General features: G+C 70.9%; 27 protein-coding genes and 1 riboswitch. Of the genes, 5 read left to right on the top strand and 22 right to left on the bottom strand.

The genetic code is table 11. The annotated features are described in order from the left end of the window. Window positions 1-38: 38 nt before the first annotated feature. The 3 genes from ACFVZW_RS01540 (at window position 39) to ACFVZW_RS01530 (ending at window position 2,928) form a co-directional block, all read left to right on the top strand. Window positions 39-1,133 carry an LOG family protein gene (locus tag ACFVZW_RS01540; protein WP_384515088.1) on the top strand — a complete coding sequence of 365 codons (1,095 nt, stop codon included), beginning with the start codon at window positions 39-41 and terminating at the stop codon, window positions 1,131-1,133. A gap of 241 nt (window positions 1,134-1,374) precedes the next feature. After that, window positions 1,375-2,319 carry a hypothetical protein gene (locus ACFVZW_RS01535; RefSeq protein ID WP_384515085.1) on the top strand — a complete coding sequence of 315 codons (945 nt, stop codon included), beginning with the start codon at window positions 1,375-1,377 and terminating at the stop codon, window positions 2,317-2,319. Between the two features lie 9 nt (window positions 2,320-2,328). Continuing rightward, a complete protein-coding gene (locus tag ACFVZW_RS01530) occupies window positions 2,329-2,928 on the top strand; it encodes a hypothetical protein (protein ID WP_384515082.1) in 600 nt (199 codons plus the stop codon). 16 nt (window positions 2,929-2,944) lie between these two features. Here the strand turns inward: ACFVZW_RS01530 and ACFVZW_RS01525 are convergent, their stop codons facing one another. From ACFVZW_RS01525 to rpsB, 11 genes are all read right to left on the bottom strand, one after another. Beyond that, window positions 2,945-3,967: an ABC transporter ATP-binding protein gene (locus tag ACFVZW_RS01525; RefSeq protein ID WP_384515079.1), complete on the bottom strand. Its 1,023-nt coding sequence runs from the start codon at window positions 3,965-3,967 to the stop codon at window positions 2,945-2,947. Then, window positions 3,967-5,580 (bottom strand): ABC transporter permease, encoded by a 1,614-nt coding sequence (locus ACFVZW_RS01520; protein ID WP_384515564.1) that lies wholly within the window; start codon window positions 5,578-5,580, stop codon window positions 3,967-3,969. The genes ACFVZW_RS01525 and ACFVZW_RS01520 overlap by 1 nt, the downstream gene beginning before the upstream one ends. A 38-nt stretch (window positions 5,581-5,618) precedes the next feature. Beyond that, entirely contained in the window at window positions 5,619-6,698 is a 1,080-nt protein-coding gene (locus ACFVZW_RS01515; protein WP_384515562.1) for a thiamine ABC transporter substrate binding subunit, read from the bottom strand. Window positions 6,699-6,784: 86 nt separating this feature from the next. Next, window positions 6,785-6,890: riboswitch (TPP riboswitch) on the bottom strand. A 29-nt stretch (window positions 6,891-6,919) separates the two neighbouring features. Next, a complete protein-coding gene (gene rlmN / locus ACFVZW_RS01510; protein WP_361850956.1) occupies window positions 6,920-8,026 on the bottom strand; it encodes a 23S rRNA (adenine(2503)-C(2))-methyltransferase RlmN in 1,107 nt (368 codons plus the stop codon). A 374-nt stretch (window positions 8,027-8,400) separates the two neighbouring features. Beyond that, entirely contained in the window at window positions 8,401-8,859 is a 459-nt protein-coding gene (locus tag ACFVZW_RS01505) for an SRPBCC family protein (protein WP_384515076.1), read from the bottom strand. Window positions 8,860-9,017: 158 nt separating this feature from the next. Beyond that, window positions 9,018-10,637, bottom strand: coding sequence for an MFS transporter (locus ACFVZW_RS01500; protein WP_384515073.1), 1,620 nt, complete (start codon window positions 10,635-10,637; stop codon window positions 9,018-9,020). A gap of 133 nt (window positions 10,638-10,770) precedes the next feature. Further along, the gene (locus tag ACFVZW_RS01495; RefSeq protein ID WP_384515070.1) at window positions 10,771-11,862 is read right to left on the bottom strand and encodes a phosphatidate cytidylyltransferase; all 1,092 of its coding nucleotides are present in this window, start codon (window positions 11,860-11,862) and stop codon (window positions 10,771-10,773) included. After that, window positions 11,862-12,419 carry a ribosome recycling factor gene (frr, locus tag ACFVZW_RS01490; protein WP_158990977.1) on the bottom strand — a complete coding sequence of 186 codons (558 nt, stop codon included), beginning with the start codon at window positions 12,417-12,419 and terminating at the stop codon, window positions 11,862-11,864. Before frr ends, ACFVZW_RS01495 begins: the two co-directional genes overlap by 1 nt. A gap of 101 nt (window positions 12,420-12,520) precedes the next feature. Next, window positions 12,521-13,285: a UMP kinase gene (gene pyrH, locus ACFVZW_RS01485; RefSeq protein ID WP_384515067.1), complete on the bottom strand. Its 765-nt coding sequence runs from the start codon at window positions 13,283-13,285 to the stop codon at window positions 12,521-12,523. Between the two features lie 158 nt (window positions 13,286-13,443). After that, a complete protein-coding gene (tsf, locus tag ACFVZW_RS01480; protein ID WP_376439556.1) occupies window positions 13,444-14,280 on the bottom strand; it encodes a translation elongation factor Ts in 837 nt (278 codons plus the stop codon). Window positions 14,281-14,394: 114 nt separating this feature from the next. Beyond that, on the bottom strand, window positions 14,395-15,300 hold the full coding sequence (gene rpsB, locus ACFVZW_RS01475; RefSeq protein ID WP_376439559.1) for a 30S ribosomal protein S2: 906 nt from the start codon (window positions 15,298-15,300) through the stop codon (window positions 14,395-14,397). 257 nt (window positions 15,301-15,557) lie between these two features. Between rpsB and ACFVZW_RS01470 the strand changes: the two genes are divergently transcribed. Next, the gene (locus tag ACFVZW_RS01470) at window positions 15,558-16,025 is read left to right on the top strand and encodes a M23 family metallopeptidase (RefSeq protein WP_384515063.1); all 468 of its coding nucleotides are present in this window, start codon (window positions 15,558-15,560) and stop codon (window positions 16,023-16,025) included. Window positions 16,026-16,093: 68 nt separating this feature from the next. Here the strand turns inward: ACFVZW_RS01470 and ACFVZW_RS01465 are convergent, their stop codons facing one another. The 5 genes from ACFVZW_RS01465 to ACFVZW_RS01445 form a co-directional block, all read right to left on the bottom strand. Next, a complete protein-coding gene (locus tag ACFVZW_RS01465) occupies window positions 16,094-16,651 on the bottom strand; it encodes a TetR/AcrR family transcriptional regulator (protein ID WP_384515559.1) in 558 nt (185 codons plus the stop codon). Window positions 16,652-16,704: 53 nt separating this feature from the next. Continuing rightward, a complete protein-coding gene (whiG, locus tag ACFVZW_RS01460) occupies window positions 16,705-17,544 on the bottom strand; it encodes an RNA polymerase sigma factor WhiG (RefSeq protein ID WP_384515060.1) in 840 nt (279 codons plus the stop codon). 240 nt (window positions 17,545-17,784) lie between these two features. Continuing rightward, window positions 17,785-19,107 carry a DNA-processing protein DprA gene (gene dprA, locus ACFVZW_RS01455; protein ID WP_384515057.1) on the bottom strand — a complete coding sequence of 441 codons (1,323 nt, stop codon included), beginning with the start codon at window positions 19,105-19,107 and terminating at the stop codon, window positions 17,785-17,787. Next, window positions 19,104-20,717, bottom strand: a complete 1,614-nt coding sequence (locus ACFVZW_RS01450; RefSeq protein WP_384515054.1) for a YifB family Mg chelatase-like AAA ATPase — start codon at window positions 20,715-20,717, stop codon at window positions 19,104-19,106. The genes dprA and ACFVZW_RS01450 overlap by 4 nt, the downstream gene beginning before the upstream one ends. Before the next feature lies 1 nt (window position 20,718). After that, window positions 20,719-21,045, bottom strand: a complete 327-nt coding sequence (locus ACFVZW_RS01445) for a YraN family protein (RefSeq protein WP_384515557.1) — start codon at window positions 21,043-21,045, stop codon at window positions 20,719-20,721. On the opposite strand from ACFVZW_RS01445, the gene ACFVZW_RS01440 reads away from it, so the two are divergent. After that, complete coding sequence (locus tag ACFVZW_RS01440) at window positions 21,026-21,301, top strand: hypothetical protein (protein ID WP_384515594.1); 276 nt, start codon at window positions 21,026-21,028, stop codon at window positions 21,299-21,301. The two genes, ACFVZW_RS01445 and ACFVZW_RS01440, sit on opposite strands and share 20 nt — an antisense overlap. Window positions 21,302-21,390: 89 nt before the next feature. Here the strand turns inward: ACFVZW_RS01440 and ACFVZW_RS01435 are convergent, their stop codons facing one another. The 6 genes from ACFVZW_RS01435 to lepB (ACFVZW_RS01410) all read right to left on the bottom strand — a co-directional run bounded on the left by ACFVZW_RS01435 (window position 21,391) and on the right by lepB (ACFVZW_RS01410) (window position 25,937). Beyond that, window positions 21,391-21,699, bottom strand: a complete 309-nt coding sequence (locus ACFVZW_RS01435; protein WP_005311352.1) for a DUF2469 domain-containing protein — start codon at window positions 21,697-21,699, stop codon at window positions 21,391-21,393. A gap of 55 nt (window positions 21,700-21,754) precedes the next feature. Further along, on the bottom strand, window positions 21,755-22,231 hold the full coding sequence (locus tag ACFVZW_RS01430; protein WP_384515554.1) for an NUDIX hydrolase: 477 nt from the start codon (window positions 22,229-22,231) through the stop codon (window positions 21,755-21,757). Between the two features lie 92 nt (window positions 22,232-22,323). After that, entirely contained in the window at window positions 22,324-23,163 is an 840-nt protein-coding gene (gene lepB / locus ACFVZW_RS01425) for a signal peptidase I (RefSeq protein ID WP_384515051.1), read from the bottom strand. 63 nt (window positions 23,164-23,226) lie between these two features. Continuing rightward, complete coding sequence (gene lepB / locus ACFVZW_RS01420; protein ID WP_384515551.1) at window positions 23,227-24,159, bottom strand: signal peptidase I; 933 nt, start codon at window positions 24,157-24,159, stop codon at window positions 23,227-23,229. Next, the gene (gene lepB / locus ACFVZW_RS01415; RefSeq protein WP_384515048.1) at window positions 24,074-25,138 is read right to left on the bottom strand and encodes a signal peptidase I; all 1,065 of its coding nucleotides are present in this window, start codon (window positions 25,136-25,138) and stop codon (window positions 24,074-24,076) included. The genes lepB (ACFVZW_RS01420) and lepB (ACFVZW_RS01415) overlap by 86 nt, the downstream gene beginning before the upstream one ends. After that, entirely contained in the window at window positions 25,131-25,937 is an 807-nt protein-coding gene (gene lepB / locus ACFVZW_RS01410) for a signal peptidase I (protein WP_384515548.1), read from the bottom strand. The genes lepB (ACFVZW_RS01415) and lepB (ACFVZW_RS01410) overlap by 8 nt, the downstream gene beginning before the upstream one ends. Window positions 25,938-25,966: the final 29 nt, after the last annotated feature.

Below are 25,966 nucleotides of genomic sequence, written 5' to 3'. Positions count from 1 at the left end.
GACGGGGCCCCGCACCACGAGGGCCTATCGTGGGCGACATGACCCGCCCGCACGCGCGCGAGATCCACACCCCCGCCGAGTTCGACGCGGCCGTCACCCAAGGGTCCCTCCTCGGTTACCGCATCCAGTCCGTCGACCTCACCGACCACACCTTCGCGCTGCTCTCCGCCTCCACCGCCGGCGCCGTCTTCCTCGGCTGCGCCATGCAGCCGGAGGCCGCCGCCAAGGTCCGTGCCGACGGGGCCCTGGTCTTCCCGCCCGTGCCGGATCTGCCGTTCGACCCGTACCGCGCCCGGCTCTACTCCCCCGACGAACTGTTCGAAGGCGTCCGGGACGAGGGCTACGAGGCGACCCCCGACGCCCTCGCGTACGACTGGTTCCAGCGGACGAAGGCCGACGGCGACGTCTTCGCGTCGATGCTCCGCTCCATCCACGACGACGCGATCTCCGACGCCCTCGACGAGCTCCTCGCCGGCACCGGGGTCGTCGGTGTGATGGGCGGGCACGCGATGGGCCGTGGCACCGACGCGTACGCCGGTGCGGCCCGGCTCGGGCGGTCCCTGGCACGTACGGGCCTCACCGTGGCGACGGGCGGCGGGCCCGGCGCGATGGAGGCCGCGAACCTGGGCGCGTACACCGCGCCGCTCGCCGACGCCGTCCTCGACGAGGCGCTCGAACTCCTCGCCAAGGCGCCGTCGTTCACCCCGTCCGTCACCGAGTGGGCCCGCGCCGCCTTCGAGGTCCGGGCCCGCTGGCCGAAGGGCGGCGACTCGATCGGCATCCCCACCTGGTTCTACGGCCACGAGCCGCCGAACCCGTTCGCCGGCCACATCGCGAAGTACTTCGCCAACGCCACCCGCGAGGACGGTCTGCTGGCGCGCTGCAGCGCCGGGGTGGTCTTCCTGCCCGGCGCGGCCGGCACGGTCCAGGAGATCTTCGACAACACGACGCCGAACTACTACGAGTCGCGGGGAGAGCCCACCCCGATGGTCCTGGTGAACCGCGCCCACTGGACGCGACGGCTGCCCGCCTGGCCCCTGCTCCAGGCGCTCGCCGCGGACCGCCCGATGGCGGCCAGGATCGCCCTGGTGGACTCGATCGACGAGGCCCCGGAGGCCCTGCGACGCCTCTGACCGCGGGCGCGACGGCGGTGACGGACGAGATGGTGCCGCCCCGGCTCCCCACGGCGAGCCTGATCGGTCATGAAAGCCGACGACCTGCGGAAGGGCCTGGCCGCCCTCCAGAAGCAGAACGACCCGCCAGGGCCGCCGTACCGCCGTCGGTCGAACGGTCGGTGGCCGCGCGAGGCAACTTCGACGCCCGATCCCACGTCTGGCAGTCCGTACCGCCATCTTTCGGGAACGGAGCCACTCGGTGCTCATAGGACTGCTGACCGCCATCGCCGCCTCGATCTGTTACGGCACGGGCTCCGTCCTGCAGGCCGTCGGGTCGCGCAAGTCCGCCCGGCGCGAGGCGGCCGCCGCGGGCCGGCTCACGGAGCGCGGCGGGCCGAGTCTGTCCTCCACCGCGAAGGCGGCGACGACGTGGGAGTTCGTCGTCGGCACGATCCTGGACTTCATCGGCTTCGGTCTCGGCGCTCTCGCGGCCCGGCTGCTCCCGCTGTTCCTGTCCCAGACCGTGATCAGCGCGAACCTGGTCGTCACGGCGGTCCTGAGCGTCCGGATGCTCGGCATCCGGCTCACCCGGGCGGAGTGGACGTCGATCGGCGTGGTCTGCTCGGCGCTGGTGCTCCTCGCGAGCGCGGCGGGCCCCGAGGGCAGCGGGCACACCCCGATCGCCACGCACTGGTGGCTGCTCGCGATCTCGCTGCTCCTGATGGTGGGCGGCACGGTGCTCGTACGGCTCCTGGGCGCCCGGGCGGCCATCCTGGCCGGTCTGCTCTCCGGGCTGGGCTTCGGCGCACTGGGCGTCGGGGTGCGGATCCTGAACGGCATCGACCCCTTCGACCTCGGCGCGCTCCTCACCGACCCGGCGCTGTACGCGATCCTCGTCGCCGGGGTCGGCGGCATGTATCTGCACACCGTCGCGCTCCAGATCGGCTCGGTGAACGGGGCGACGGCGGCGCTGGTGGTCGGCGAGACGGTGCTCCCCGGCATGATCGGCGTGTGGTGGCTGGGCGACGCCTCCCGCCCGGGCTTCGCCTGGCTCGCGGTCCTCGGCTTCGTCCTCGCGGTCGTCGGCGCGGTGGCGGTGGCCTGGTTCGGCGCCCCGGAGGGCCACGGGGCGGAGGACACGGGCGTGCCGGACGAACACGGTGCCGTGCCCGAGGCCCGGCCCGATCCCGTACGCGTTTCCTAGGATGCGGCCATGGGGACGTTCATCGACGGGTTGATCGAGGCCCGCACCGCGGGCGGACCGTGGGAGATGGAGGCCGATCTGCTCGACTTCGACCTCTGGAAGCAGCGGGACGAGCGCGAAGCCATGTTCGGCTACGGCGGGAGCCTCGGGGTGGACCGGCCGCTCTTCGACGCGCGTGGTTGGCCGGAGGACTCCTGCGAGGAAGTGCCGAAGCGGGACGACGAACCGAACCACAGCCACTCGTACGCGACGTGGGCCGAGATCGCGGCGGTCGACTGGGACGCGCCGATCTGCGACCGCCCCGACGGGAACCGTGTGGGCGAGTGGCGGCCGGGGCCGGACGGCGAACTCGTCCTGCACGACGTGCTCTGGGCGCCGGTCGAGGTGCTCGACGCGGCCGAGGAGGTCTTCGGCGAGGATCTTTTCCTGAACGAATGGCCGCCGGGCGGCGAGGTCCGTCTGAACGGCGCCGTGTACCGTCCGGTGGTCTACACGGCGGGGATGATCGTTCCGCCGGACGGCCGTTGGGGCCCTGTCTGGGCGTCGATGCGCGCGCTGGCGGCCCAGTACGGCGAGGAGAACGTCCGCCTGGTGGTCTGGTTCGGCTGAGCCGGGACTCCCGGGCTCACTCCCCCGCCAGGACCACGACCTCCTCGGCCGCGAACGTCACGCCCACCCGCGCGCCGTCCTCGGGTGCGTCCCTGAGGGGGCACTCCGCCTCCAAGGCGGGACCTTCGTCCGGGCGCAGCAGGACGGCGACGTGCGTGCCGCGGAAGGTACGGGCCTCGACCGTGCAGGTCAGGCCCTCCTTCGCGGCACCGAGGCGGACGCCGCCCGGGCGCACGAGGAGCTTCGCCCGGCCCTGCGGGGATCCGCCGGGCACCGGGACCTTCCCCCACACGGTGTCGGCCCCGTCCCCGCTCACCGTCCCCGCCACCACGTTGTCGAATCCGAGGAAGCGCGCCACGAACTCGGAGGCGGGCCGCTGCCACACCTCCAGCGGAGTGCCGGACTGGGCGATCCTGCCGTCCCGCATCACCACGACCCGGTCGGCGAGCGCGAACGCCTCCCCCTGGTCGTGGGTGACGGCGAGCACCGTCGTGCCCAACCGGCCGAAGAGCCGACGCAGTTCGACCACGAGCCGCTCCCGCAGCCCTCGGTCCAACTGGCCGAGCGGCTCGTCCAGCATGAGGAGCCGGGGGTGTGGGGCGAGTGCGCGGGCGAGCGCCACGCGCTGCTGTTCGCCGCCGGACAGCGAGGCGACGGCCCGCCGTCCCGCCCCGGGCAGACCGACCAGTTCCAGCAACTCCCGGACCCGCTGGTCCTGTTCTGCCTTCCCGACGCGGCGCATCCGCAGCCCGAAGGCGACGTTGCCGCCGACGTCCCGCTGCGGGAAGAGCTGGTGGTCCTGGAACATGAGCCCGACGCCGCGCCGGTGCGCCGGCACCCCGGCCTGGTCGCTGCCGCCGAGCAGCACCCGGCCCTCGTCGAGGGCCTGGAGTCCGGCGACGGCCCGCAGCAGCGTGGACTTTCCGCTGCCGCTCGGCCCGAGCACGCACACGATCTCGTGCTCGGCCACCTGCAGGTCCACCGAATCGAGCACGGCCCGCTGCCCGAACCGTACGGTCGCGTCCTTGAGCGTCAGCATCAGAACTCCCCGGAGGTCCGGTCGGTGCGGAGCCGTTCGAGCAGCAGCAGGGCCACCGCGCACACCACCATCAGAATCGTCGAAAGGGCCATGGCCTGGCCGTAGTTGAGCTCCCCGGGCCGGCCGAGTAGCCGGGCCACCGCGACCGGCAGCGTCGGGCTGTCGGGCCGGGCGATGAAGACCGTCGCGCCGAACTCTCCGAGGGACACCGCGAAGGCGAATCCGGCCGCGATCAGCAGCGCGCGCCGTACCAGCGGCAGATCGACCTCGCGCCAGGCACGCAGCGGCGACGCCCCGAGCACGGCCGCAGCCTCCCGCAGCCGCTCGTCGACCGCACGGAGCACCGGCAGCATCGTCCGTACGACGAAGGGGACACCGACCAGGGCCTGCGCGAGCGGCACGAGGATCCAGCTCGCCCGCAGGTCGAACGGCGGCTCGTCCAGGGTGATCAGGAAGCCGAAGCCGACGGTGACGGCGGAGACCCCGAGCGGCAGCATCAGCAGCGCGTCGAAGCCGCGCACGAGCCGCCCCGCCCGCCGGGTGAGGGCCGCCGCCGCGAGTCCGCCGATGACGAGGGCGATCAGGGTGGCGACGACGGCGTACCGGAGCGAGTTCCCGATCGTGTCCAGCAGCGGCACGAGGAAGGTGCCGGAGGGGTCCGGCGTCTGCAGCGCCCGGTAGTAGTCGAACCCGTATCCGTCGGAGGTGGCGAAGGACCGCTCGACGAGGACGCCGAGCGGCAGCACGATCAGCAGGGCGACGGAGAGCAGGACGCCCGCGAACAGCGCCCACTGGCCGACTCCCCGGGGCCGGCGCGCGGTCTGCTCGGGTGCGACCAGCTTCAGCGCGGCCTCCCGCCGGCGGACGGTGCGGGCGTGCACGGCGAGGACCACGCCGACGGCGACGAACTGCACCATCGTGAGGACGGCCGCCGTCGTCAGATCGAAGCGGACGACGGTCTGCCGGTAGATCTCCGTCTCCAGGGTGGAGTACGTGGATCCGCCGAGGATCTGCACGACGGCGAAGGAGCTCGCGGTGAAGAGGAACACCATCAGCGCGGCCGCGGCGACGGACGGCGCGAGCGCCGGCAGGGTCACGGTCCGCCAGGCGGTCCAGCGGGACGCGCCGAGGACCCGGGCGGCCTCCTCCTGGCGCGGGTCGAGCTGCGCCCACAGGCCGCCGACGGTCCGTACGACGACGGCGTAGTTGAAGAACACATGGGCGATCAGGATCGCCCACACGGTGGTGTCGAGCCGCATGCCCCACAGTTCGTCGAGGAGCCCGCCTCGCCCGACAAGCGCCAGGAAGGCCGTACCGACCATGACGGTCGGCATCACGAAGGGCACGGTGACGACGGCGCGCAGCAGCCCCTTGCCGGGAAAGTCGAAGCGGGCGAAGACATACGCGCCGGGCAGCGCGATCAGCAGGGTCAGCCCGGTGGAGGCGAGCGCCTGCCAGAGCGTGAACCAGAGTACGTCGAGGATCTCGGGCCGGCTCAGCGTCTCGCCGAACCGGCCGAACTGCCACGCCCCGTCGACCCGCAGCCCGCGCTCGACGATCGAGACGACGGGCCAGGCGAAGAAGAGCGCGAAGAAGGCGGCGGGCACGACCATCAGGCCGAGCCGCGCCGCGCTTCCCCTGCGGTCGGGAACTACTTCAGAACGAGCGACGACCACTGCTGGATCCACTGGTCACGGTTCTCGGCGATCTTCGCGGGCGCCATCGTCTGCGGCTTGTCGATCACCACACCATGCTTCGTGAAGAGCTCCGGCAGGGTGGCGTCCTCGGCCACCGGGTTGACGAACATCTGCAGCGGCATGTCGTCCTGGAACTTCTTGGAGATCAGGAAGTCGATCAGCGCCTTGCCGCCCTCGGGGTTCTTCGCCCCGTTCAGCAGCCCGGCGAACTCGGTCTGCCGGAAGCAGGTGCCGGTGGAGACCCCGGTGGGGGCTTCCTTGGGCTGCGGCTCGGAGTAGAGGACCTCGACCGGCGGGCTGGAGGCGTACGAGACGACCAGCGGCCGGTCCCCCTTGGCCTTCTTGCCGCCGGCGGAGCCGGAGAACTCCTGGTTGTAGGCGAGCTCCCAGCTGTCGACGGTCTTCACGCCGTTGGCCTTGAGCTTCTTCCAGTAGTCCTGCCAGCCGTCGTCGCCGTACTGGGCGGCGGTGCCGAGCAGGAAGCCGAGGCCCGGGGAGGAACGCTCGGGGTTCTCCACGACCAGCAGGTCCTTGTACGCGGGCTTCGCCAGGTCGTCGAAGGTCTGCGGGGGTGCGAGCTTCTTGTCCGCGAAGTACTTCTTGTCGTAGTTGACGCAGATGTCACCGGAGTCGATCGGGGTGACCCGGTGCTCCTTGTCGAGCTGGACCTCGGTCGGGATCCGGTCCAGGCCCTTCGCCTCGTACGGGACGAAGATCCCGTTGTCGAGCGCGCGGGACAGCAGGGTGTTGTCGACGCCGAAGAAGACGTCGCCCTGCGGGGATCCCTTGGTCAGGATCTCCTTGTTGACGGCCTCGCCGGCGTCGCCGCTCTTGAGGACCTTGACCGTGAAGCCGGTCTGCTTGGTGAACTCCGCCAGCACCTCCTTGGAGGCGTTGAAGGAGTCGTGGCTCACGAGGGTCACGGTCTTCGGGGTGGGCGCGCCGGACTTGCCCGCCGCGTCCCGGACGTCCTCGGTGCCGCACGCGGCGAGCGTGGTGACGCCGAGCGCGGCGACGATCGCCGCGGCGGCCATCTTCTTGGTGCTCACTGGAATTCCTCCTGGGTGTGACCAGGAAGAGACGCGGCCCTGCCGACCGTGAGGCGGGCAGGGCGCAACAGCTCGAGTTACGACCGAACTTCCTACCCAGAATGACCTGGGCGAGGTTCAGAGGGTCTGCGGTCCTGACCGCACTCTCAGCGCTGTGGCGCTCCCCTGTCGGAATATGGAGATGTGTTCGAGCACAGAGTACAAGGTCAGCGCTCGGACGCCGCCAGCTGTCCACAGGCACCGTCGATCTCCTGACCGCGGGTGTCACGGACGGTGACCGGGACGCCATGGGCGGCGATGGCCTCGACGAACGCCTTCTCGTCCTCGGGACGGGAGGCGGTCCACTTCGACCCGGGCGTCGGGTTCAGCGGAATCAGGTTGACGTGCACCCGCTTGCCCTTGAGCAGCCGCCCGAGGAGGTCGCCGCGCCACGCCTGGTCGTTGATGTCGCGGATCAGGGCGTACTCGATGGAGATCCGGCGGCCGGACTTCTCCGCGTACTCCCACGCGGCGTCGAGGACCTCGCGGACCTTCCAGCGCGTGTTGACGGGCACGAGGGTGTCGCGCAGCTCGTCGTCGGGGGCGTGCAGGGAGACGGCGAGCCGGCACTTGAAGCCCTCGTCGGCGAAGCGCAGCATCGCGGGCACCAGACCGACGGTGGAGACGGTGATCCCGCGCTGGGACAGGCCGAGGCCGTCCGGCTCGGGGTCGGTCAGCCGGCGGATGGCGCCGACGACCCGCTTGTAGTTGGCGAGCGGCTCACCCATGCCCATGAAGACGATGTTGCTGAGCCGCGCGGGCCCGCCGGGCACCTCGCCGTCGCGCAGGGCGCGCATCCCGTCGACGATCTGGTGCACGATCTCGGCGGTCGACAGGTTCCGGTCGAGACCGGCCTGTCCGGTGGCGCAGAACGGGCAGTTCATCCCGCAGCCGGCCTGCGAGGAGATGCACATGGTGACCCGGTCCGGGTACCGCATCAGCACGGACTCGACGAGCGTGCCGTCGTGCAGCTTCCACAAGGTCTTACGGGTGGTGTCGTCGTCGCACGAGATGTGCCGGACCACGGACATCAGGTCGGGCAGCAGCTCGCCCTGCAGCTTCTCGCGCGAGGACGCGGGGATGTCGGTCCACTCGGCGGGGTCGTGGGCGTACCGCGCGAAGTAGTGCGTGGACAGCTGCTTGGCGCGGAACGGCTTCTCGCCGATCGCGGCGACGGCCTCCTTGCGCTCGGCGGGCGTGAGGTCGGCGAGGTGCCGCGGCGGCTTCTTGGCTCCGCGGGGGGCGACGAAAGTGAGTTCTCCGGGCTTGGGCATGGTGGTACCAGTGTCGCAGACGCGCACGCATGACTCGGGGCGGTCGCGGCGGGCCCCGCACCGCGTGCCGCCGGGGCCGTCGGCGGCGGGCCCGCACGGCGGAAACCCTCGCGGCCGGAGCCGCACGGAGGGCGCCTTCGCCCCGCCCGTCGCATGCGACCGGGCCGTCGGCGGCGGGCCCGTACGGCGGAGGCCACTCCGCCGGTCCCGCACCGCGGGCGCCCTTGCACTGCCCGTCCCACGCGGCCGGAGCCGCACGGCCCGTCCCGGCACGGCCGGGCCGTCGTCGGCGGGCCCCCACGGCCGAGGCCTCGTGGCCCGTCCCGCACCGCGTGCCGCCGGGGCGGGGCCGTCGGCGGCGGGCCCCGCGGCCGTCAGACGGCCTGGACCGTGTGTTCGGCGTGCTCCTGCACCGCGATCCTCGCCAGCTTCGTCAGCATCATGCCGTTGCGGACGGCGACGAGGTAGTCCACGGGAAGCCCGTGCATACGGATGCCCGGGCCCCGGAGGGGATGCCAGTCGAGGGTGAAGAGCGTGTGCTCGCCCCAGGGGAGCAAGGTCATGGCGATACGGGCCGCACCGAAGGGCTCCGCCTTCGCCTCCAGCTCCAGGCGCCGCTCCCGCTCGCAGATGCGGACGACGACCGTGTCGTCGAGGGTGAAGGGGCCGCCGCCGACCCGGACCTTCAGTCGGGCGCCCACGTCCGGCCAGTGCGGGTCCGCCGCCAGGACCTGCTGGGTTCCCGTGACCCACTCCCCGTAACGGTGGCCGTTGGACAGCAGCCGCCAGACCTCCGACGGCGTGCTCAGGATCAGACGGCGGTTCCGGGCCATGCCGATCACGCTCCTTCCGGACGGTACGGCCGCCACGGGCTCGCCGTCCGGCGCCCTGGGCCTCACCCCCAGCCTCACGCCGACCGCTCGCCCCCGCCCTCCGGCAGGTCCGAACGGCTTCCTCGCCGGTCGCCGCGCACAGCGACGACACGTGCCCGTCAGGGCCGCGGCGAGCCGGGCTGCGTGGAAGGGATGCGCGGGGTGAAGAACAGCGCCACGGCCGAGGAGAGGGCGAGGATCGCCAGCGCGGCCCGCAGGCCGTCCAGGCGCGCGGCGGCGTTCGCGTCCAGGGCGGCCTGCGTCACCTCCGGGCTGGTACCCGCCTCGTCGAGAGCCGTCTTGAGCTGGGCGTCCGAGAGGAACGGAACGCCGCTCTGGAGCTCGACGGCGGCCTGGTTCTTGACCTCGGCCGGAATCGCCGCGTTCTGCTCGACGCTGGTCAGGAACGAGGACGTGAGCGCGGCGATCAGCAGCGACCCGGCCAGCGCCGTACCGATCGAGGCACCGAGGTTGGTGACGGCGTTCTGGATACCGCCGACCTCCGCGCTCTTGCTGTCCGGTACGGCGGACACGGTGACCGAACCGAGCTGCGAGGCCAGCGCGCCCATGCCGAGCCCGATCAGCAGGAGGGGGACCGTGACGATCTCCGCGCCGGCGTCGGCGTCCAGCGCGGCCATCAGGGCGACCGCGCCCGCGAGCAGCGCGAGCACCCCGAGCCGTACCACCCGCCGCGGCGAGACGTCCGGGAAGAAACGCGGAATCAGGACCGCCGCTGCCAGCAGGGTCACCGACAGCGGCAGGATGCGCGCCCCGGTCATGAGCGCGGACAGGCCCAGCGCGACGGACAGATAGAGGGGTACGACGAAGAAGACACCCATCTGGACGAGGTACTGGAAGAAGAACATCGTCAGACCGCCGGTGAGCTGCTTGTTCCGCAACACGGTCGGGTCGACGAGCGGCTCCCGGTCGCGGCGCACGAGCCGCGCCTCCCAGCGGAGGAAGAGCCACACCAGCAGCAGGCCCGCCAGCATCATCCACACGACCATCGACACACCGAGCCACGAGGGTGCGTCGGGCTTCGGCCGGAACCAGCCCCACTCGTCCGAGCGGAGCACTCCGTAGACGAAGACCCCCAGCCCCAGCGCGGACAGCGCGGCGCCGACAAGGTCGATCCGACGGCGCTCCTCGCCCACGGTGTCCGCGATTCGGCGGGCGAACACCAGGATGACGAGCACCACCAGGACCTCGCCGGCGAAGACCCAGCGCCAGGAGAAGTACGTCGTGGCGACGCCTCCGATGAGCGGTCCCAGAGCGATGGCCACCGCCCCGGCGGCCGCCACGATGCCGTACGCCGCCGCGCGCCGCTCCGTGGCGAAGTTGCCGGCCACCAGGGCCACGATCGCCGGCATGATGAGCGCCGCCCCGATGCCCTCCAGGAACGACCAGCCGAACAGCAGCACGGGAAGGTTCGGTGCCAGCGCCGTGGTGAGGGACCCGCAGCCGTAGACGACACAACCGATCATGAACGCGCGCTTACGGCCGATCAGCGCCCCGACCTTGCCCCCGGGGATCATGAACATCGCCATCACCAGCGTGTACGCCGTGATGGCGCCCTGGATCCCGGTGACCGTGGTCCCGACGTCGTCGGCCACCGTCGCGATCGAGACGTTCATGACGGAGCTGTCGAGCGCCATCAGGAACTGACCGGCGGCGAGCGTCAACAGGACGAGTCGCGCCCCCGCCGCCGGACCTTCCGCGCTGCCTCCCCTGCGTGCCATGGGCGCATCGTGCCAACGCCCCCGACGTCGCGGCCCCGACCCGCCGTGGACGTCCACCGCATGGCGGCACCAAGAACGGGAAGGGCCCGCCGTCCCCGAGGGGACGACGGGCCCTTCACCACGATCGCGTCTGTCAGGCCGTGCCGACGAACAGCACGAACAGCAGCCACACCACCGGAGCGGTCGGCAGCAAGGAGTCCAGCCGGTCCATGATGCCGCCATGCCCCGGCAGCAGCGTGCCCATGTCCTTGATGCCCAGATCACGCTTGATCATCGACTCGCCGAGGTCGCCGAGCGTCGCACTCGCCGCCACCGCGAGGCCCAGCAGCAGACCCTGCCACCACGAGCCATCGTCGATCAGGAACTCCATGCACAGCGCGCCCGCCGCCATCGCGAACGCCACCGCACCGAGCAGACCCTCACGGGTCTTCCCGGGACTGATCCGCGGAGCCAGCTTGTGCTTGCCGAAACGCCAGCCGATCGCATACGCACCGGTGTCACTGACCACCGTCAGCACCAGGAACGTGAGCACCCGCTCCGGCCCGTCGTCGGCCGTGAGCATCAACGACACGAACGTCGCCAGGAACGGCACGTAGAACGCGGCGAACACACCCGCCGTGACGTCCTTCAGATAGCCCTCGGGCGGCTCCGTCATACGCCACACCAGCACCGCGAGCGCGGTCAGGGCCATGGCGACCCAGGCCCCCTCCGCACCCCGGACGTACCCGGCCACCACCATCGCCGCACCGCCGACGGCGAGCGGGACGAGCGGAGCCTTGATGCCCTTGCGCTCCTGCAGACGGGAGGTGAGCTCCCACAGACCGACCACGACGGCGACCGCTATCACGCCGACGAACGCGGCCTTCCAGATGAACAACGACGCGATGATCACGGCGCCGAGCCCGACGCCGACCCCTATGGCCGCGCCCAGGTCGCGCCCCGCGCTCTTCTTCTGCGGAGCCGCGGGAGCGGGCTGCGACGGGCTGGACATGGGCTCCTGCGGGTGCTCGTTCGGCGTCTCGTCACGGAACAGGGGACCACTCGGCTGAGCGGCCCCCCGGTCGTGGTCGTCCTGGTGATCGCCGGCGGGGACGTCGGGCACGATGGGCATGGGCCGAGTCTGCGCCGCCTGCAGCCCATCGTATGCGGGACCCGCCGGGGCAGGCCCCTGGTCGGGCCCCCAGTAGCCGGAACCGGCCGGGGCCCCCCAGGAAGAGTCGTTCATCAGACCTCGAGCAGCTCGGCTTCCTTGTGCTTGAGCAGCTCGTCCACCTGCGCCACGTACTTCGCGGTGGTGTCGTCGAGCTCCTTCTCGCCGCGACGGCCCTCGTCCTCGCCGACCTCGCCGTCCTTGACCAGCTTGTCGATGGTCTCCTTCGCCTTGCGGCGCACGGAACGGATGGAGATCTTCGAGTCCTCGGCCTTGCCCTTGGCGACCTTGATGTACTCGCGGCGGCGCTCCTCGGTGAGCTCCGGGAACACCACACGGATGATGTTGCCGTCGTTGCTCGGGTTGACGCCGAGGTCCGAGTCCCGGATCGCCTGCTCGATGTTGCGCAGCGCGCTCTTGTCGAACGGGGTCACCACGGCCATGCGCGGCTCGGGCACCGAGAACGACGCCAGCTGATTGATCGGCGTGATGGCACCGTAGTAGTCGGCCACGATCTTGTTGAACATCGCCGGGTGCGCACGGCCGGTGCGGATCGCGGCGAAGTCCTCCTTGGCGACCACGACGGCCTTCTCCATCTTCTCCTCGGCCTCGAGGAGGGTCTCTTCGATCACCACTTGCTCCTGCGTGTCGTCGCGTCTTGTCCTGCACGGTGTACGACCGGCAGGGCTCTGTCCATCCCCTCGCGGGGAGGTACCCGGATTCGAGCCGAGGCTCAGGCCCGGGTGCCCTGGTCGCTCACGAGAGTGCCGATCTTCTCACCCTTCACCGCGCGCGCGATATTGCCCTCCGCGAGCAGTTCGAAGACGAGGATCGGGAGATTGTTGTCGCGGCACAGCGTGATGGCGGTGGCGTCCGCGACCTTCAGGTCGCGGGAGAGCACCTCGCCGTACTCCAGCGCGTCGAACTTGACCGCGTCGGGGTTGGACTTCGGGTCGGAGTCGTAGACCCCGTCCACGCCGTTCTTGCCCATCAGCAGGGCCTCGGCGTCGATCTCCAGGGCACGCTGGGCGGCCGTGGTGTCGGTGGAGAAGTACGGCATTCCCATACCGGCACCGAAGATGACCACACGGCCCTTCTCCAGGTGGCGCACGGCACGCAGCGGGATGTACGGCTCCGCGACCTGGCCCATGGTGATGGCCGTCTGGACACGGGAGTCGATGCCTTCCTTCTCCAGGAAGTCCTGGAGGGCAAGGCAGTTCATGACGGTGCCGAGCATTCCCATGTAGTCGGAGCGCGCCCGGTCCATGCCGCGCACCTGCAGCTCTGCGCCGCGGAAGAAGTTTCCGCCGCCGATCACGACCGCGATCTCCGCTCCGTCGCGGACGACCGCGGCGATCTCGCGCGCGATTTTGTGCACGACGTCGGGGTCGACGCCGAGCGCGCCGCCGCCGGCGAACGCCTCGCCGGACAGCTTCAGCATGAAGCGGCCGGCCTTTTTGCCGTGGATGTCGTCGCCCTGTGCGGCGGACTGGTTCATGGAGATCTCCTCGTGCACATACGACGAAGGCCATTGCCGGTGGGTCCTTGCGGTTTCCCGTACGGCAATGGCCTCCTCGTCAGATCTGCGGTCGTCCTACGCGAGCGTGGACGACTGCTTCAGACCCTACCGGGGTCCGGTGTCCGTTGCGTACGGACTCAGATGCCGACCTTGATGCGCGTGAAGCGCTTCAGGGTGACACCGGCCTCGTCCAGGATCTGCTGGACGGACTTCTTGTTGTCCAGCGCGTACGGCTGGCCGAGCAGCGTGGCGTCCTTGAAGAAGCCGTTCACGCGACCCTCGACGATCTTCGGGAGCGCGGCCTCGGGCTTGCCCTCGGCGCGGGTGGTCTCCTCGGCGACGCGACGCTCGGTCTCGACGACCTCGGCCGGAACGTCCTCACGGGTGAGGTACTTCGGCGCGAAGGCGGCGATGTGCTGCGCGACACCCTTGGCGACCTCGGCGTTCTCCTTGTCGAACTCGACGAGAACACCGATCTGCGGGGGCAGGTCGGGCATGGTGCGGTGCATGTAGGCCGAGACGAAGCCGTCGGCGTACTGCGCGAAGCGGTCGAGAACGATCTTCTCGCCCAGGTTGGCGTTGGCCTCGTCGACGTACGCCTGAACCGTCTTGCCGGGCTCGATCTCGGAGGCGAGCAGCGCCTCCAGGTCGGCCGGGGCGGAGGCGGCGACGTGCGCGGCGAGCGCGGCGGCGACGGCCTGGAACTTGTCACCCTTGGCGACGAAGTCCGTCTCGCACTTCAGCTCGACGAGGACACCGGAGGTGTTGTCGTCGGCGATGAGGGAGACGACGGCGCCGTTCTCGGCAGAGCGGCCCTCGCGCTTGGCGACGCCCTTCTGGCCCTTGATGCGCAGGGCCTCGACGGCCTTGTCGACGTTGCCGTCGGCCTCGTCCAGAGCCTTCTTGCAGTCCATCATGCCGGCGCCGGTGAGCTCACGGAGCTTCTTGACGTCAGCGGCGGTGTAGTTCGCCATGAGTCTGAGTTTCTCTCTCGAAGTCTGAAAGATCTACGGGTGGACGGCGGGGGCTTCGTGGGCCCCCGCCGTCTACATCCGAAACAACCGGACCTGTGAAGGTCGGGCCGTGGGTCAGGCCTGCTCGGCCTCGGCGGCCGGAGCCTCCGCAGCCTCGACGACCTCGGCAGCCGTGGCAGCCTCGGCGTCGGCGACCTTCTCGGTCTCGGCAGAGGTCTGGACCTCGGCCTCGTCAGCCTTCTTCTCACCCTCGAGCAGGTCGCGCTCCCACTCGGCGAGCGGCTCGCCCGCGGCCTTCTCGCCCGGCTTCGAGTCACCGGTCGCAGCGCCGGAGCGGGCGATGAGGCCCTCGGCGACGGCGTCGGCGATCACGCGGGTGAGCAGGGTGACGGAGCGGATCGCGTCGTCGTTGCCCGGGATCTTGTAGTCGACCTCGTCGGGGTCACAGTTGGTGTCGAGGATCGCGACGACCGGGATGTGGAGCTTGCGCGCCTCACCGACGGCGATGTGCTCCTTCTTGGTGTCGACGATCCAGACGGCGCTCGGCACCTTCTGCATCTCGCGGATACCACCGAGGGTCTTCTCCAGCTTGGCCTTCTCGCGGGAGAGGACCAGGAGCTCCTTCTTGGTGAGACCCGAGGCGGCGACGTCCTCGAAGTCGATCTGCTCGAGCTCCTTGAGGCGCTGCAGACGCTTGTAGACGGTGGAGAAGTTGGTGAGCATGCCACCGAGCCAACGCTGGTTGACGTACGGCATGCCGACACGCGTCGCCTGCTCGGCGATGGCCTCCTGGGCCTGCTTCTTCGTACCGACGAACATGATGGAGCCGCCGTGGGCGACGGTCTCCTTGACGAACTCGTAGGCGCGGTCGATGTACGACAGCGACTGGAGCAGGTCGATGATGTAGATGCCGTTGCGCTCGGTGAAGATGAAGCGCTTCATCTTCGGGTTCCAGCGACGGGTCTGGTGACCGAAGTGGACGCCGCTCTCCAGCAGCTCCCGCATCGTGACGACGGCCATGGCCGTATCTCCTTGAGTTTCTCGGTTATGTCCTGACGCCCCGACGCGCCGTGCCACAAGGGACCGAAAAGGCGCTGCCACGACCGGTGAGGGTTGGGTGGCGGGGCGTGCGAAGTCGACCCGGTGACCCGGATCGCCATAGGAAGTGTACGGGACCCGGGGCGTGCCGGGTGACGGCGCTGTCCACAACCGGCCGGTATTCCACAGATAACGACCATGATCCCCACGAACCGGGCGCCCACGGGAGTGTGATCCCCATGCACCTCACGACACTGCTCCTGATGGCCACCCTGATCTGGCCCGTGGGCCCACCCCGCCCCGAGATCATCCGCGGCTGGGACCCACCGGCCGGCCCCTACGGCCCCGGCCACCGCGGCCTCGACCTGGCCGCCCCACCGGGCACCCCGGTGAAAGCGGCGGCCTCCGGCGTCGTCACCTTCGCGGGCCGGGTGGCAGGCCGCGGAGTCCTCACGATCACCCTGCCGGACACCGGAAACCCACCCCTGCGCACCACCTACGAACCGGTGACCCCCACAGTCACCACCGGCACCACGGTCACCCGCGGCCAACCGGTCGCCACCCTCACCACGCCGCCCGAGGAAACCCCCCACTGCCCGGAGTCCTGCCTCCACTGGGGCCTCCTACGCGGCGACACCTACCTGAACCCACTGCTCCTCCTCCGCCATGGCCCCTCAAGGCTGCTGCCGGTGACAGGGGTGCCGTGACGCAGGAACCACTACGGAGGGGGCCGGGGGGGGAGGGGAGGGGGCGGGGGGGGAGGCCCCCAGCGGGATCAGCCGCTGACGCCTCGGAGGGCCATGGAGACCGCCGCGTCGGCGATCCGGTCCGGCTCCTCCGCCGCTCCCAGCTCGATTCGGCGTACGGCCGCGTCCACGACGCCCTGGAGGAGCATCGCGCCGAGGCGCGGCTGGGCCTGGCCGAGGTCCGCGAGGGCTTCGACGATCATGGCGACGAGACCGCCGTGGGCGGCGCGGATCTTCTCGCGGGCGCCGTCGTCGAGCTCGCTCGCGGAGATGGCGACGACCGCCCGGTGGCGCCGGTCCCCCACCAGCTCCAGCTGCTGGCGTACGTACGCCTCGACCTTGCCCTCGGCCGTGTCGGCCTGGGCCATCGCCGCCTCGACCTCGGCCGCCCAGACGGGGAAGTCGACGGCGCACAGCTCCTCGACGACGGCCGCGCGGGAGCGGAAGTACTCGTACACCGAGGAGCGGGCGAGGCCCGTGCGCTCGGCGAGGGCGGGGAAGGTCAGCGCTTCCGTACCGCCCTCGGACAGCAGGGATCGCGCGGCGTCCAGCAGGGCGCCGCGCTGCATCGTCCGGTGCTCGGCCACACTGGCCGCTCGAATCCTGGGCACGGCTCCACTGTACGACCGGCCTCGCGGCGTCAGCGCCCTACATCGGCCAGCTTGGCGCGCAGCTGCAGGACCGACTTGGTGTGGATCTGGCTGACCCTGCTCTCGGTGACGCCGAGGACATTGCCGATCTCGGCGAGGGTGAGGCCCTCGTAGTAGTACAGCGTGACGACGGTCTTCTCGCGCTCGGGGAGCGTGTTGATCGCCCGGGCGAGCAGCCTTCTGAGCTCGCGGTCCTCGGCGACCTCGACGGGGTTGTCGGCGGCCGTGTCCTCGAGGGTGTCCATGAGGGACAGCCGGTCGCCGCCCTCGCCTCCGACGTGCAGCAGCTCTTCGAGTGCCACGACGTTCGCCAGGGACAACTGGCTGAAAACGGCGTGCAGTTCCTCCAGGGCGATGCCCATCTCGGCGGCGACCTCGCTTTCGGAGGGGGTCCGCCGCAGTTGGGCCTCGAGGGTGGCGTAGGCGCGCTCGACGTTGCGTGCCTTCTGGCGTACGGAGCGGGGGATCCAGTCCAGGGCGCGGAGTTCGTCGATCATGGCGCCGCGGATGCGGGTGATGGCGTAGGTCTCGAACTTGATCGACCGCTCGACGTCGAACTTCTCGATGGCGTCGATCAGTCCGAAGACTCCGGAGGAGACGAAGTCGGCCTGTTCCACATTGGACGGCAGTCCGACGCTGACGCGGCCGGCGACGTACTTCACGAGCGGGGAGTAGTGCAGGATCAGCTGCTCCCGCAGCCGCTCGTCGCCCGTGTCCTTGTACGAGCGCCACAGTTCGTCGAGCGATGTCGGTGCGGGCGGTCGCACGGTGCCTCCCCGGGCTGCTGGGGGCACCGCAGCGCGGTCAGGCCCGGAGGTGTGCTGGGGCATGCGTTGCCTTGAGCCGTTCTGCTGTGGAGTGGGTCGGTGGGTGTGTCCGGTAGGGAATCCTGGTGAGCGTAGCGTGACTGGACTGTCGCGGTGAGCGAACCTCTGCGGATCGCGCCGGTCGGGGTGGGCGCCCTCGTCCACATCTTCGAACGCGGGGCCGTGGCGCGTGTCGGCCCCTCGGATGCGGCCGAGAGAACTCGATTGTTCATCGGCATTACCTTTTCACCCGAATGCTCCAGGTCAAGTACCGCCTCGCCGCGCGTTCCTCCCTTCTGGGGGGCTGTTCGTCAACCGCCAGTCGTCGCCTTGTCGTTCGACGAAGCCGAGGGCGTGGAGTTCGTACAGCCGGGCGAGGGTGTCGTCGGGGGTGGTGCCGGCTCGGTCGGCGATCACCGGTGCGGGTGTGGGGTGGCCGGCGGGGAGGGCTTCGAGGATGTGGGCGGTGTGCGGGTCGAGGAGGTCTCGGGGTAGTACGGGTCCGCGGCGGGCGGGGGCGAGTTGGCCCATGTCGCCGACGAGTTCGATCACTTCGGCGGCGTCGGTGACGAGGGTGGCCTCGCCTCGCAGGAGTTCGTGGACTCCGGCGGAGAGGCCGCTGGTGGCGGCGCCGGGGATGCCCATGGTGTGGCGGCCGAGGCGGTGGGCGCTGCGGGCGGTGACGAGGGAGCCGCTGCGGTACTGGGCCTCGACGACGACGGTGCCGCGGGTGAGGGCGGCGATGACGCGGTTGCGGAGGATGAATCTGCTGGGTGTGGGGTGGCTGCCGGGTGGTAACTCTCCGACGACGAGGCCTTGTTCGGCGATGCGTCCGATGAGTCCGGCGTGGCCGCGGGGGTAGGGGGTGTCGACGCCGCAGGCGAGGACGGCGACGGTGGCGCCTTGGGCGGCGAGGGCGCCTCGGTGGGCGGCGCCGTCGATACCGAAGGCGGCGCCGGAGACGACGACCCAGCCGTGTTCGGCGAGTCCGGAGGCGAGGGTGGTGGCCATGTGTGCGCCGTAGGGGGTGCAGGCGCGGGCGCCGACGACGGCGACGGAGCGCAGGGCCCAGGTTCGCAGGTCGGCCGGGCCGCGGATCCAGAGTCCGATCGGGCGGGTGTCGCCGAGGTCGTCGAGTTGCCGGGGCCATTCGGTGTCGCCGGGGATGACGAGCCGGGCGCCGTGTCGGGTGGCGGCGTCGAGGTCTCGTCGTGGTTCGACGGTTGCGGCTCGGCGTCGCCATCCGTCGATGCGTTTCTCTCCGGTGCCGGGGAGGGCGCCGGTGTCGGGGGTGGGGGTGGAGCCCTGTGTGGCTGAGGGGCTCGGGTGGGGCGGGAGGGTGGTGTCGGTGTGTGCGGCGTGATCGGCTGCGGCGGGTTCGCGGAGGAGTCGGAGGAAGCCCGTGGCGCCGTAGCGGCGGAGCCAGCGGCCGGCGTGTTCGTCGCCGGGTTCGACGATGCGGGTGAGGGCGGCGCGGGCGAGGCGTTCGTCGTCGGGGGTGGCGTGGGGTGTTTCTTCTGTGGCGTGTTGTTCGCCGGGGGTGGTGCGGCGTGGTGTTGGTGTGCTGCGTGTTTCGTCGGGGGTCATGAGAAGTCCCCTGCTCCGACGGGTACGCCTCGGGTGATGCCGGTGCGCAGTTGGAGGGCGAGTTCGACGTCGTGGGTGTCGGGCCGGTCGTGTCCGGCGAGGTCGGCGACGGTCCAGGCGACGCGGAGGACGCGGTCGAGGCCGCGTGCGGTGAGGAGTCCGCGTTCGATGTCGCGTTCCGCGGCGGCGAGGGCTCCGGGGTGGACGAGGTAGCGGGTACGCAGTTCGTGTCCGGGGACTTCGCTGTTGACGTTCCAGGGGGTGTCGGCGAGGCGGGCTGCTGCGCGGGCGCGGGCTTCGCGGACGCGGTCGGCGACGGCGGCGGTGGTTTCGCCCCGGCCGCCTTGTCCGAGGAGGTCGGATCGGGTGACGGGCTCGGCTTCGACGCGGAGGTCGATGCGGTCGAGGAGGGGGCCGGAGAGGCGTGCCTGGTAGCGGCGGATGAGGGAGGCGGGGCATTCGCATCCGGCGCCGTGCAGGGCGTGCCGTCCGCAGGGGCAGGGGTTGGCCGCGAGGGCGAGGAGGAAGCGGGCGGGGAGTCGGACGACTCCGGCGGCGCGGGCGACGACGACGTGGCCGGATTCGAGGGGTTGTCGCAGGGCGTCGAGGGCTTTGCCGGAGAACTCGGGGGCTTCGTCGAGGAAGAGGACGCCTCGGTGGGCGAGGGATACCGCGCCGGGGCGTGGGAGGCCGTTGCCGCCGCCGACGAGGGATTGCATGGTCGCGGAGTGGTGGGGGGCGCAGTAGGGGGCGCGGCGGACGAGGGGTTCGCCGGGCGGGAGGATGCCGGCGACGGAGTGGACGGCGGTGACTTCGAGGGACTCCTGTCGGGTGAGTGGGGGCAGGATGCCGGGGAGTCGTTCGGCGAGCATGGTTTTCCCGGCGCCGGGTGGTCCGGAGAGCAGGAGGTGGTGGCTGCCTGCGGCGGCGACTTCGAGGGCTCGGCGGGCGCTGTGCTGTCCGGCGACGTCGGCGAGGTCGGGTCCGTCGGCGGGGTCGGCGGCGAGGCCGGTGCCGACCCCGGCGCCGGGGACGAGGAGTCCGGCGAGCATGGCGTCGGGTCGGCCTTCCTCGGGGGCTTCTTCTTCGGGGAGGGGTTCGTCGGAGAGGACGGCGATGAGTTGGCGGAGGCTGCGGACGCCGAGGACGGAGACTCCGGGGACGAGGGCGGCTTCGCTCGCTGTCTGTTCGGGGACGACGACATGTCGGTAGCCGGCTTCGGCGGCGGCGAGGACGGCGGGCAGGACGCCGCGGACGGGCCGGACGCGGCCGTCGAGGCCGAGTTCGCCGATGAGGACGAGGTCGGCGATGACTCGGGGGTCGATGCGCTCGGCGGCGCCGAGGACGGCTGCGGCGACGGCGAGGTCGAAGCCGGATCCGCCTTTGGGGACGGAGGCGGGGCTGAGTCCGACGGTGAGTTTCTTCTGGGGCCATTCGGCGTCGGAGTTGACGATGGCGGCGCGGACCCGGTCGCGGCTCTCGCTGAGGCTCTTGTCCGGGAGTCCGACGAGGGTGAAGGCGGCGACTCCGGCTTCGAGGTCGGCCTGGACCTCGACGACGACGCCTTCGACGCCGACGAGGGCGACGGAGCAGGTGCGGGCGAATCCCATCTCAGGCCACCCCTCGGGCGTGGGTGAGGACGGGGGCGCCGCGGCGGGGCAGGACGATGCCGATCAGGTCGATGCGGACGCCGCCGTCTGGTGGGGGTCCTCCGTGGCGGTCGAGCCAGCAGGCGGCGAGTCGTTTGAGCCGGTCGGCCTTGGTGGGTGTGACGGCGGCCATGGGGTGTTCGAAGGCGCCTTCGCGGCGGGTCTTCACTTCGCAGATGACGAGGGTGTCGCCGTCGCGGGCGACGATGTCGATCTCGCCGGTGCGGCCGCAGCGCCAGTTCCGTGCGAGGACGGCCATTCCGGCCTGGGTGAGCCGCCGGACGGCCAGCTCTTCCCCGTACCGCCCGAGTGCGTTCGTCGGGCGCGTTGTGTTCGCGCGGCTCGGTGCCTTCGCCGGGCCGGCCGGGCTGGTCGTGCTCGTGCGGCTCGTTGACTTCGCCGGGCCGGCAGAGTTCGTCGTGCTCGCGCGGCTCGTCGTCTTCGCGCGGCTCGTTGCCTTCGTCGGCTCGGTGGTGCGTGTCGGGCGGGCTGCGTTCGTCGCGTGGGTCGTGTTCATTCGGTACCACCTCCGGTACCGAATGTGACGCTCCGCGATGTCGCGTGTGGATCTTGGTGGACGGTTGCCCGTCTGTGGACAACCGCCTCACCCTTGGGGGTGGTTTCGGCCCGCGCCTCAGCTGCCGGGGAGCTCCAGGTCGCTCTTGTTGAGCTCCTCGATGTTCACGTCCTTGAAGGTGAGCACTCGGACCTGCTTGACGAACCTGGCCGGCCGATACATGTCCCAGACCCAGGCGTCGGCCATGGACACCTCGAAGAACACTTCGCCCTGGACCGAGTGCACCTGCATCTCGTAGTCGTTCGTGAGGTAGAAGCGCCGCTCGGTCTCGATCACGTATTTGAACAGCCCGACGACATCGCGGTACTCCCGGTAGAGCTTCAGCTCCATCTCGGTCTCGTACTTCTCGAGGTCCTCGGCGCTCATGGCATGTTCCCCTTCAGCCGTGCGTCCACCTATTGTGCGCCAGCCACTCGCACCCCTAGACGATTTCCGGGGCGAGCACCACCGGCGCGCTCGGCGGTCCCTCGTCGAGCAGCCTGTGCAGCAGCTCGGCGAGTCTGGTCGGGTACACCGTCTCACGCGCCGCCGACAGTTCGGCGGAGGTCCACCACCTCAGCCCCGCGGTACTGCGCGCCTCCAGTTCGGTCAGGCCGCCGGGGGCCGTCGCGGTCTGGGTGGTTCGTGCCAGGTAGTACCACTCGTCCTGGTCCCAGCGCCGCCCGTCGAAGGGGAAGGAGCAGATCCGCTGCCAGATGACCGGCCCGAGATCGACGTCGGTGATCCCGGTCTCCTCCGCCAGCTCGCGAAGTGCCGCCTCCTCGCGGGTCTCGTCGCCCTCCAGGCCGCCGCCGGGGGTGAACCACCACGTCTGACCCGGGTCGTCGGGCTCGTACCCGTGCATGAGCAGGATGCGGTCGTCGGGGTCGAGCAGCACGATCCGCGCGACCCGCCGCAGCTCCCGCCCGGGCGTGGCCGCCCCGGCGGAACCCGCCCCGGCGGAACCCGCGCCGGCCGAACCCGTCGCCCCTGCCGGTCCCTCGGTACCCGTCACGTGCTCACCGTCTCCCTGCCGGACCGTCCGCCGGTCCCCTCTCCCCGCCCACCGGACGCACCACCGGACGCACCGCCGGATCCGCCACCCGGGGCGCTGCCCGAACGTCCGCCCGAGGTGCCCCCGGTCCTCCCGCCGAGCCGTGCCGCCAGCGGCCCGTACGCGGCTCCGGCAAGGATCAGTACACACCCGGCGGCGATCGCGTAGAAGAGCGGCATCACGGGCCCGGGCTGCGAGATCCCGCCCGGCAGTGCCGTGAAGCCCTCGGGTCGCGCGAGGACGCCGTCCATGGGCCAGACGACGGCATCGACCCGGCCGGTTACCGCGGAGCGCGGCACGGAGCCCTGGCCGGCCTCCTCGAGGTGGACCCGGGAGTCGAGGGAGTTGTGCCGTTCGTCGCCGAGGAGGAAGAGGCTTCCGTCCGGCACGGTCGCGGAGAACCGTTGCCCGGAGGCGGGGGCGCCGGGGCTCAGATACGTCTCCTCGACCGCCTTGCCGTTCACGGTGAGGCGGCCGTCCGCGCCGCAGCAGGCGACCGTGTCGCCGCCGACGCCGACGACCCGCTTGACCATGGGCACGCCGCCCCAGAGCTTGTCCTCGAAGATGACGATGTCGCCTCGCCGCACCTCGTCGCCGTCGATGCGCTGCGCGAGGACCTTGGACCCGACGGCCAGGGTCGGGGTCATGGAGTCGCTGGGCACGCTGTAGGGCTGGTAGAGGACGGCTCCCCAGACGAAGCCGCCGAGGAAGAGCACACAGCCGACGGCCACGGCCAGCCCCGACAGCACGCTGCCGAGGCGGCCGCGGCCGCCGTCCGTTCGTATCGTTCCGCTCATCCCAGCGCTCCCCACCCTCAAGGTCGGTTCGTCGATCTGGGACGGCACCCTACCCGCGCGTTCCTACTCGGCGGTATGCCGAGACGCAAGCCTCTTCCTGTTCCACAGCACGAGCGGTACCGCGCCGGCGAGTCCGGCCGCGCCCGGGGCCACGGCCAGCGCCTGGCTCAGTCCGGGCTGGTCGAAGGTGCTCGGCACGGGCAGCGTCGCCCAGCGGGTGACCGGCCAGGCCACGACGACCGCGCGTCCGACGACCTCGTCGTTCGGGACCGCGCCGCCGCCCGGGAGGTTCTGGTGGTAGCGGGAGTCCAGGGAGTTCTGGCGGTTGTCGCCCATCACCCAGATGCTGCCCTCGGGGATGGTGATCGGCCCGAAAGGCTTGTCACCGCACGGCGAGGAGCCGGGGTAGATGTACGAGGTCTCGTCCAGGGGCTTTCCGTTGAGGATGACCTTGCCGCCCTCCTTGCAGGAGACCGTGTCGCCGCCGACCGCGATGACGCGCTTGATCAGGTCCTTCTCCTCGGCGGAGGGCATCAGCCCGATGAAGCTCAGGAACTTCTGCAGCGCGTTCGGGTCGGGGGTGGGCTCGCCCTCCAACCAGCCGCCCGGGTCGTGGAAGACGACGACCTCTCCGCGCTCCGGCTCGGAGCCGAACCACGGGGTCAGCTTGTCCACGAGGACTCGGTCACCGCGCTGGAGCGTGTTCATCATCGAGTCCGAGGGAATCGAGAACGCCTGCACCAGGAAGGTCTTGATCAGCAGCGCGAGGAGCAGCGCGATACCGATCAGCAGGGGCAGTTCCTTCCAGAAGGAACGCGGCTTCTTCCCGCCTTGACCGGGTCCGTCCTGCTGGTCCTGTCCGGTCTCGCCCTCGCCGTCCGCGGGGTCGGCGTCGTGCCGGCCGGAGGAGTCATCCCTCATGGCCACCGCCGATTCGGCGAGCCGCTCGGGCCTCTCCTCCGGCTCGTCGTGTCCGGATCGTGCGCCGACGGCCACATCCCCCACATCCACTCCTCAGTCCGTGCATATGCCTGCCCCAGAACAGGGACAGGCCCACCACTCCCATAACGAGCGGGAGTTCCGCAGGGGTCGGGAGCCAGGGCAATCCGTTCAGATTCCGCGAGGACACACTATGCGACGCACCGTGTGCGGACACAGAAGCCGAACGACCGTCCGGTACGGCCGCGAACGTGTCCGGCTCCTCCAGCCGCCGCCAGTGGCTCACCGGCCAGGCGATGACGACGGCCCGGCCCACCACGTCCTCCTCGGAGATCGTTCCCTGATCCTTCTCGTCGAGGTGGAAGCGGGAGTCGGCGGAGTCCGACCGGTGGTCGCCCAGCACGAAGATCCGTCCGGCGGGCACCGTCACCTTGAACTTGATCTTCGAGGGCTCGTTCCCCGGGTGCAGATACGGTTCGTCCAGCGGTACGCCGTTGACCTTGACCCGGCCGTCCGCTCCGCAGCACTCGACCGTGTCGCCGCCGACCGCGACGACCCGTTTGATCAGGTCCTGCTCGTCGGCCGAGGGCAGCAGTCCGATGAAGGTCAGGACCTGCTTGATCTGCTTGACGCCGATCGGGTCCTCGGTGACGGGCGCGGTGTCGTCCTGGAGCCAGTTGCCGGGGTCCTTGAAGACGACGACGTCGCCGCGTTGCGGCTTGGAGCCGAACCAGGGCGTGAGCTTGTCGACCAGGACCCGGTCGTCGATCCGGATCGTCTGCTCCATGGAGCCGGACGGGATGACGAAGGCCTGGACGAGGAAGGTCTTCAGGACGAGCGCGATCAGCAGGGCGACGGTGATCAGGAGCGGGATCTCCTTGACCGCGGAGCGCTGCCGCCTGCGCTTGACCTTGCGGGCGAGCCTGCGCCGTTCCGCCCGGCCGGGCAGCGGACGGCCGCCGGCCTCCGTCGGCCGTGTGCCGGTGGGAAGGCGGGTGTCGCCGCGGTGCCCGGCTGGCCTGCCCCGGTTACCCATGGCCGCCCGCCGGGGGTGTGGGTACGGAGGCGAAGGCCTCGGTCTCCTGCACCTCGGACCAGCGGCCGAAGGGCCAGCCGATCCAGTCCGCGCGCCCGATCACGCGCTCCACGGGCACCATGCCGCCGCCCGGCTGACCGAGGTGGTCGCGGGAGTCGCTGGACTGGCTGCGGTGGTCGCCCATGACCCACAGGGTGCCCTGAGGGACGACGATGTCGAAGGGAACCTTCGACGGCGCGTCGCCCAGCATGACGTACCACTCCTCGACGGGAACGCCGTTGACGGTCAGCCGGCCGTCGGCGTCGCAGCAGACGACCCGGTCGCCGCCGACGCCCACCACCCGCTTCACGAAGTCGGTCTCTGCGGGCTCGGCGAGGCCGAGGGCGGCGGCCGCGCCGTGCAGCAGACCGGTGACCGGGTTCTGCTCGGGGGCCTCCTGGAGGAAGGAGCCGGTGCCGTCGAAGACGACGACGTCACCGCGGCGCGGCAGGTCGCCGAAACGGTACGCCAGCTTGTTCACGAGGATCCGGTCCCCGACCTGGAGGGTGGGCTCCATCGAGCGGCTGGGGATCAGGAAGGGCTGCATCACGAAGTGGCTCAGGAGCAGCAGGAAGACCACGCAGAGGGCTCCGATGCCGCTCGAGCGGCGCCAGGTCCACCCGGCGACGACGTCCCGCTCCGTGGCCGCGGAGTCCGGCCCATCGGGCCCTGGGTCCGGCCGTCCATCGGGCCCGGAGTCCGGGGCGGCCGCCCGCTCGTCCGTCCCGGGATCCCGAGCGTCGTGCCCGGGCTCCCGCACCTCGAACCCGGAGTCCGGCTCGTCTGTCC

Source organism: Streptomyces sp. NPDC059567 (assembly GCF_042735655.1).
In the GTDB taxonomy this organism is placed as follows: Bacteria; Actinomycetota; Actinomycetes; order Streptomycetales; family Streptomycetaceae; genus Streptomyces.
Note: the sequence above shows the minus strand (reverse complement) of the source record. Positions and strands in the feature narration are given on the sequence as shown.

Bases quoted from the DNA above. Each gene is read 5' to 3' on its own strand.
- ACFVZW_RS01540 (WP_384515088.1), top strand. From the start codon at position 39: ATGACCCGCCCGCACGCGCGCGAGATCCACACCCCCGCCGAGTTCGAC.
- ACFVZW_RS01530 (WP_384515082.1), top strand. From the start codon at position 2,329: ATGGGGACGTTCATCGACGGGTTGATCGAGGCCCGCACCGCGGGCGGA.
- ACFVZW_RS01525 (WP_384515079.1), bottom strand. From the start codon at position 3,967: ATGCTGACGCTCAAGGACGCGACCGTACGGTTCGGGCAGCGGGCCGTG.
- ACFVZW_RS01520 (WP_384515564.1), bottom strand. From the start codon at position 5,580: ATGGTCGTGCCCGCCGCCTTCTTCGCGCTCTTCTTCGCCTGGCCCGTC.
- ACFVZW_RS01515 (WP_384515562.1), bottom strand. From the start codon at position 6,698: ATGGCCGCCGCGGCGATCGTCGCCGCGCTCGGCGTCACCACGCTCGCC.
- rlmN (WP_361850956.1), bottom strand. From the start codon at position 8,026: ATGCCCAAGCCCGGAGAACTCACTTTCGTCGCCCCCCGCGGAGCCAAG.
- ACFVZW_RS01505 (WP_384515076.1), bottom strand. From the start codon at position 8,859: ATGGCCCGGAACCGCCGTCTGATCCTGAGCACGCCGTCGGAGGTCTGG.
- ACFVZW_RS01500 (WP_384515073.1), bottom strand. From the start codon at position 10,637: ATGGCACGCAGGGGAGGCAGCGCGGAAGGTCCGGCGGCGGGGGCGCGA.
- ACFVZW_RS01495 (WP_384515070.1), bottom strand. From the start codon at position 11,862: ATGAACGACTCTTCCTGGGGGGCCCCGGCCGGTTCCGGCTACTGGGGG.
- pyrH (WP_384515067.1), bottom strand. From the start codon at position 13,285: ATGAACCAGTCCGCCGCACAGGGCGACGACATCCACGGCAAAAAGGCC.
- tsf (WP_376439556.1), bottom strand. From the start codon at position 14,280: ATGGCGAACTACACCGCCGCTGACGTCAAGAAGCTCCGTGAGCTCACC.
- rpsB (WP_376439559.1), bottom strand. From the start codon at position 15,300: ATGGCCGTCGTCACGATGCGGGAGCTGCTGGAGAGCGGCGTCCACTTC.
- ACFVZW_RS01470 (WP_384515063.1), top strand. From the start codon at position 15,558: ATGCACCTCACGACACTGCTCCTGATGGCCACCCTGATCTGGCCCGTG.
- whiG (WP_384515060.1), bottom strand. From the start codon at position 17,544: ATGCCCCAGCACACCTCCGGGCCTGACCGCGCTGCGGTGCCCCCAGCA.
- dprA (WP_384515057.1), bottom strand. From the start codon at position 19,107: ATGACCCCCGACGAAACACGCAGCACACCAACACCACGCCGCACCACC.
- ACFVZW_RS01450 (WP_384515054.1), bottom strand. From the start codon at position 20,717: ATGGGATTCGCCCGCACCTGCTCCGTCGCCCTCGTCGGCGTCGAAGGC.
- ACFVZW_RS01435 (WP_005311352.1), bottom strand. From the start codon at position 21,699: ATGAGCGCCGAGGACCTCGAGAAGTACGAGACCGAGATGGAGCTGAAG.
- lepB (WP_384515051.1), bottom strand. From the start codon at position 23,163: ATGAGCGGAACGATACGAACGGACGGCGGCCGCGGCCGCCTCGGCAGC.
- lepB (WP_384515048.1), bottom strand. From the start codon at position 25,138: ATGGGTAACCGGGGCAGGCCAGCCGGGCACCGCGGCGACACCCGCCTT.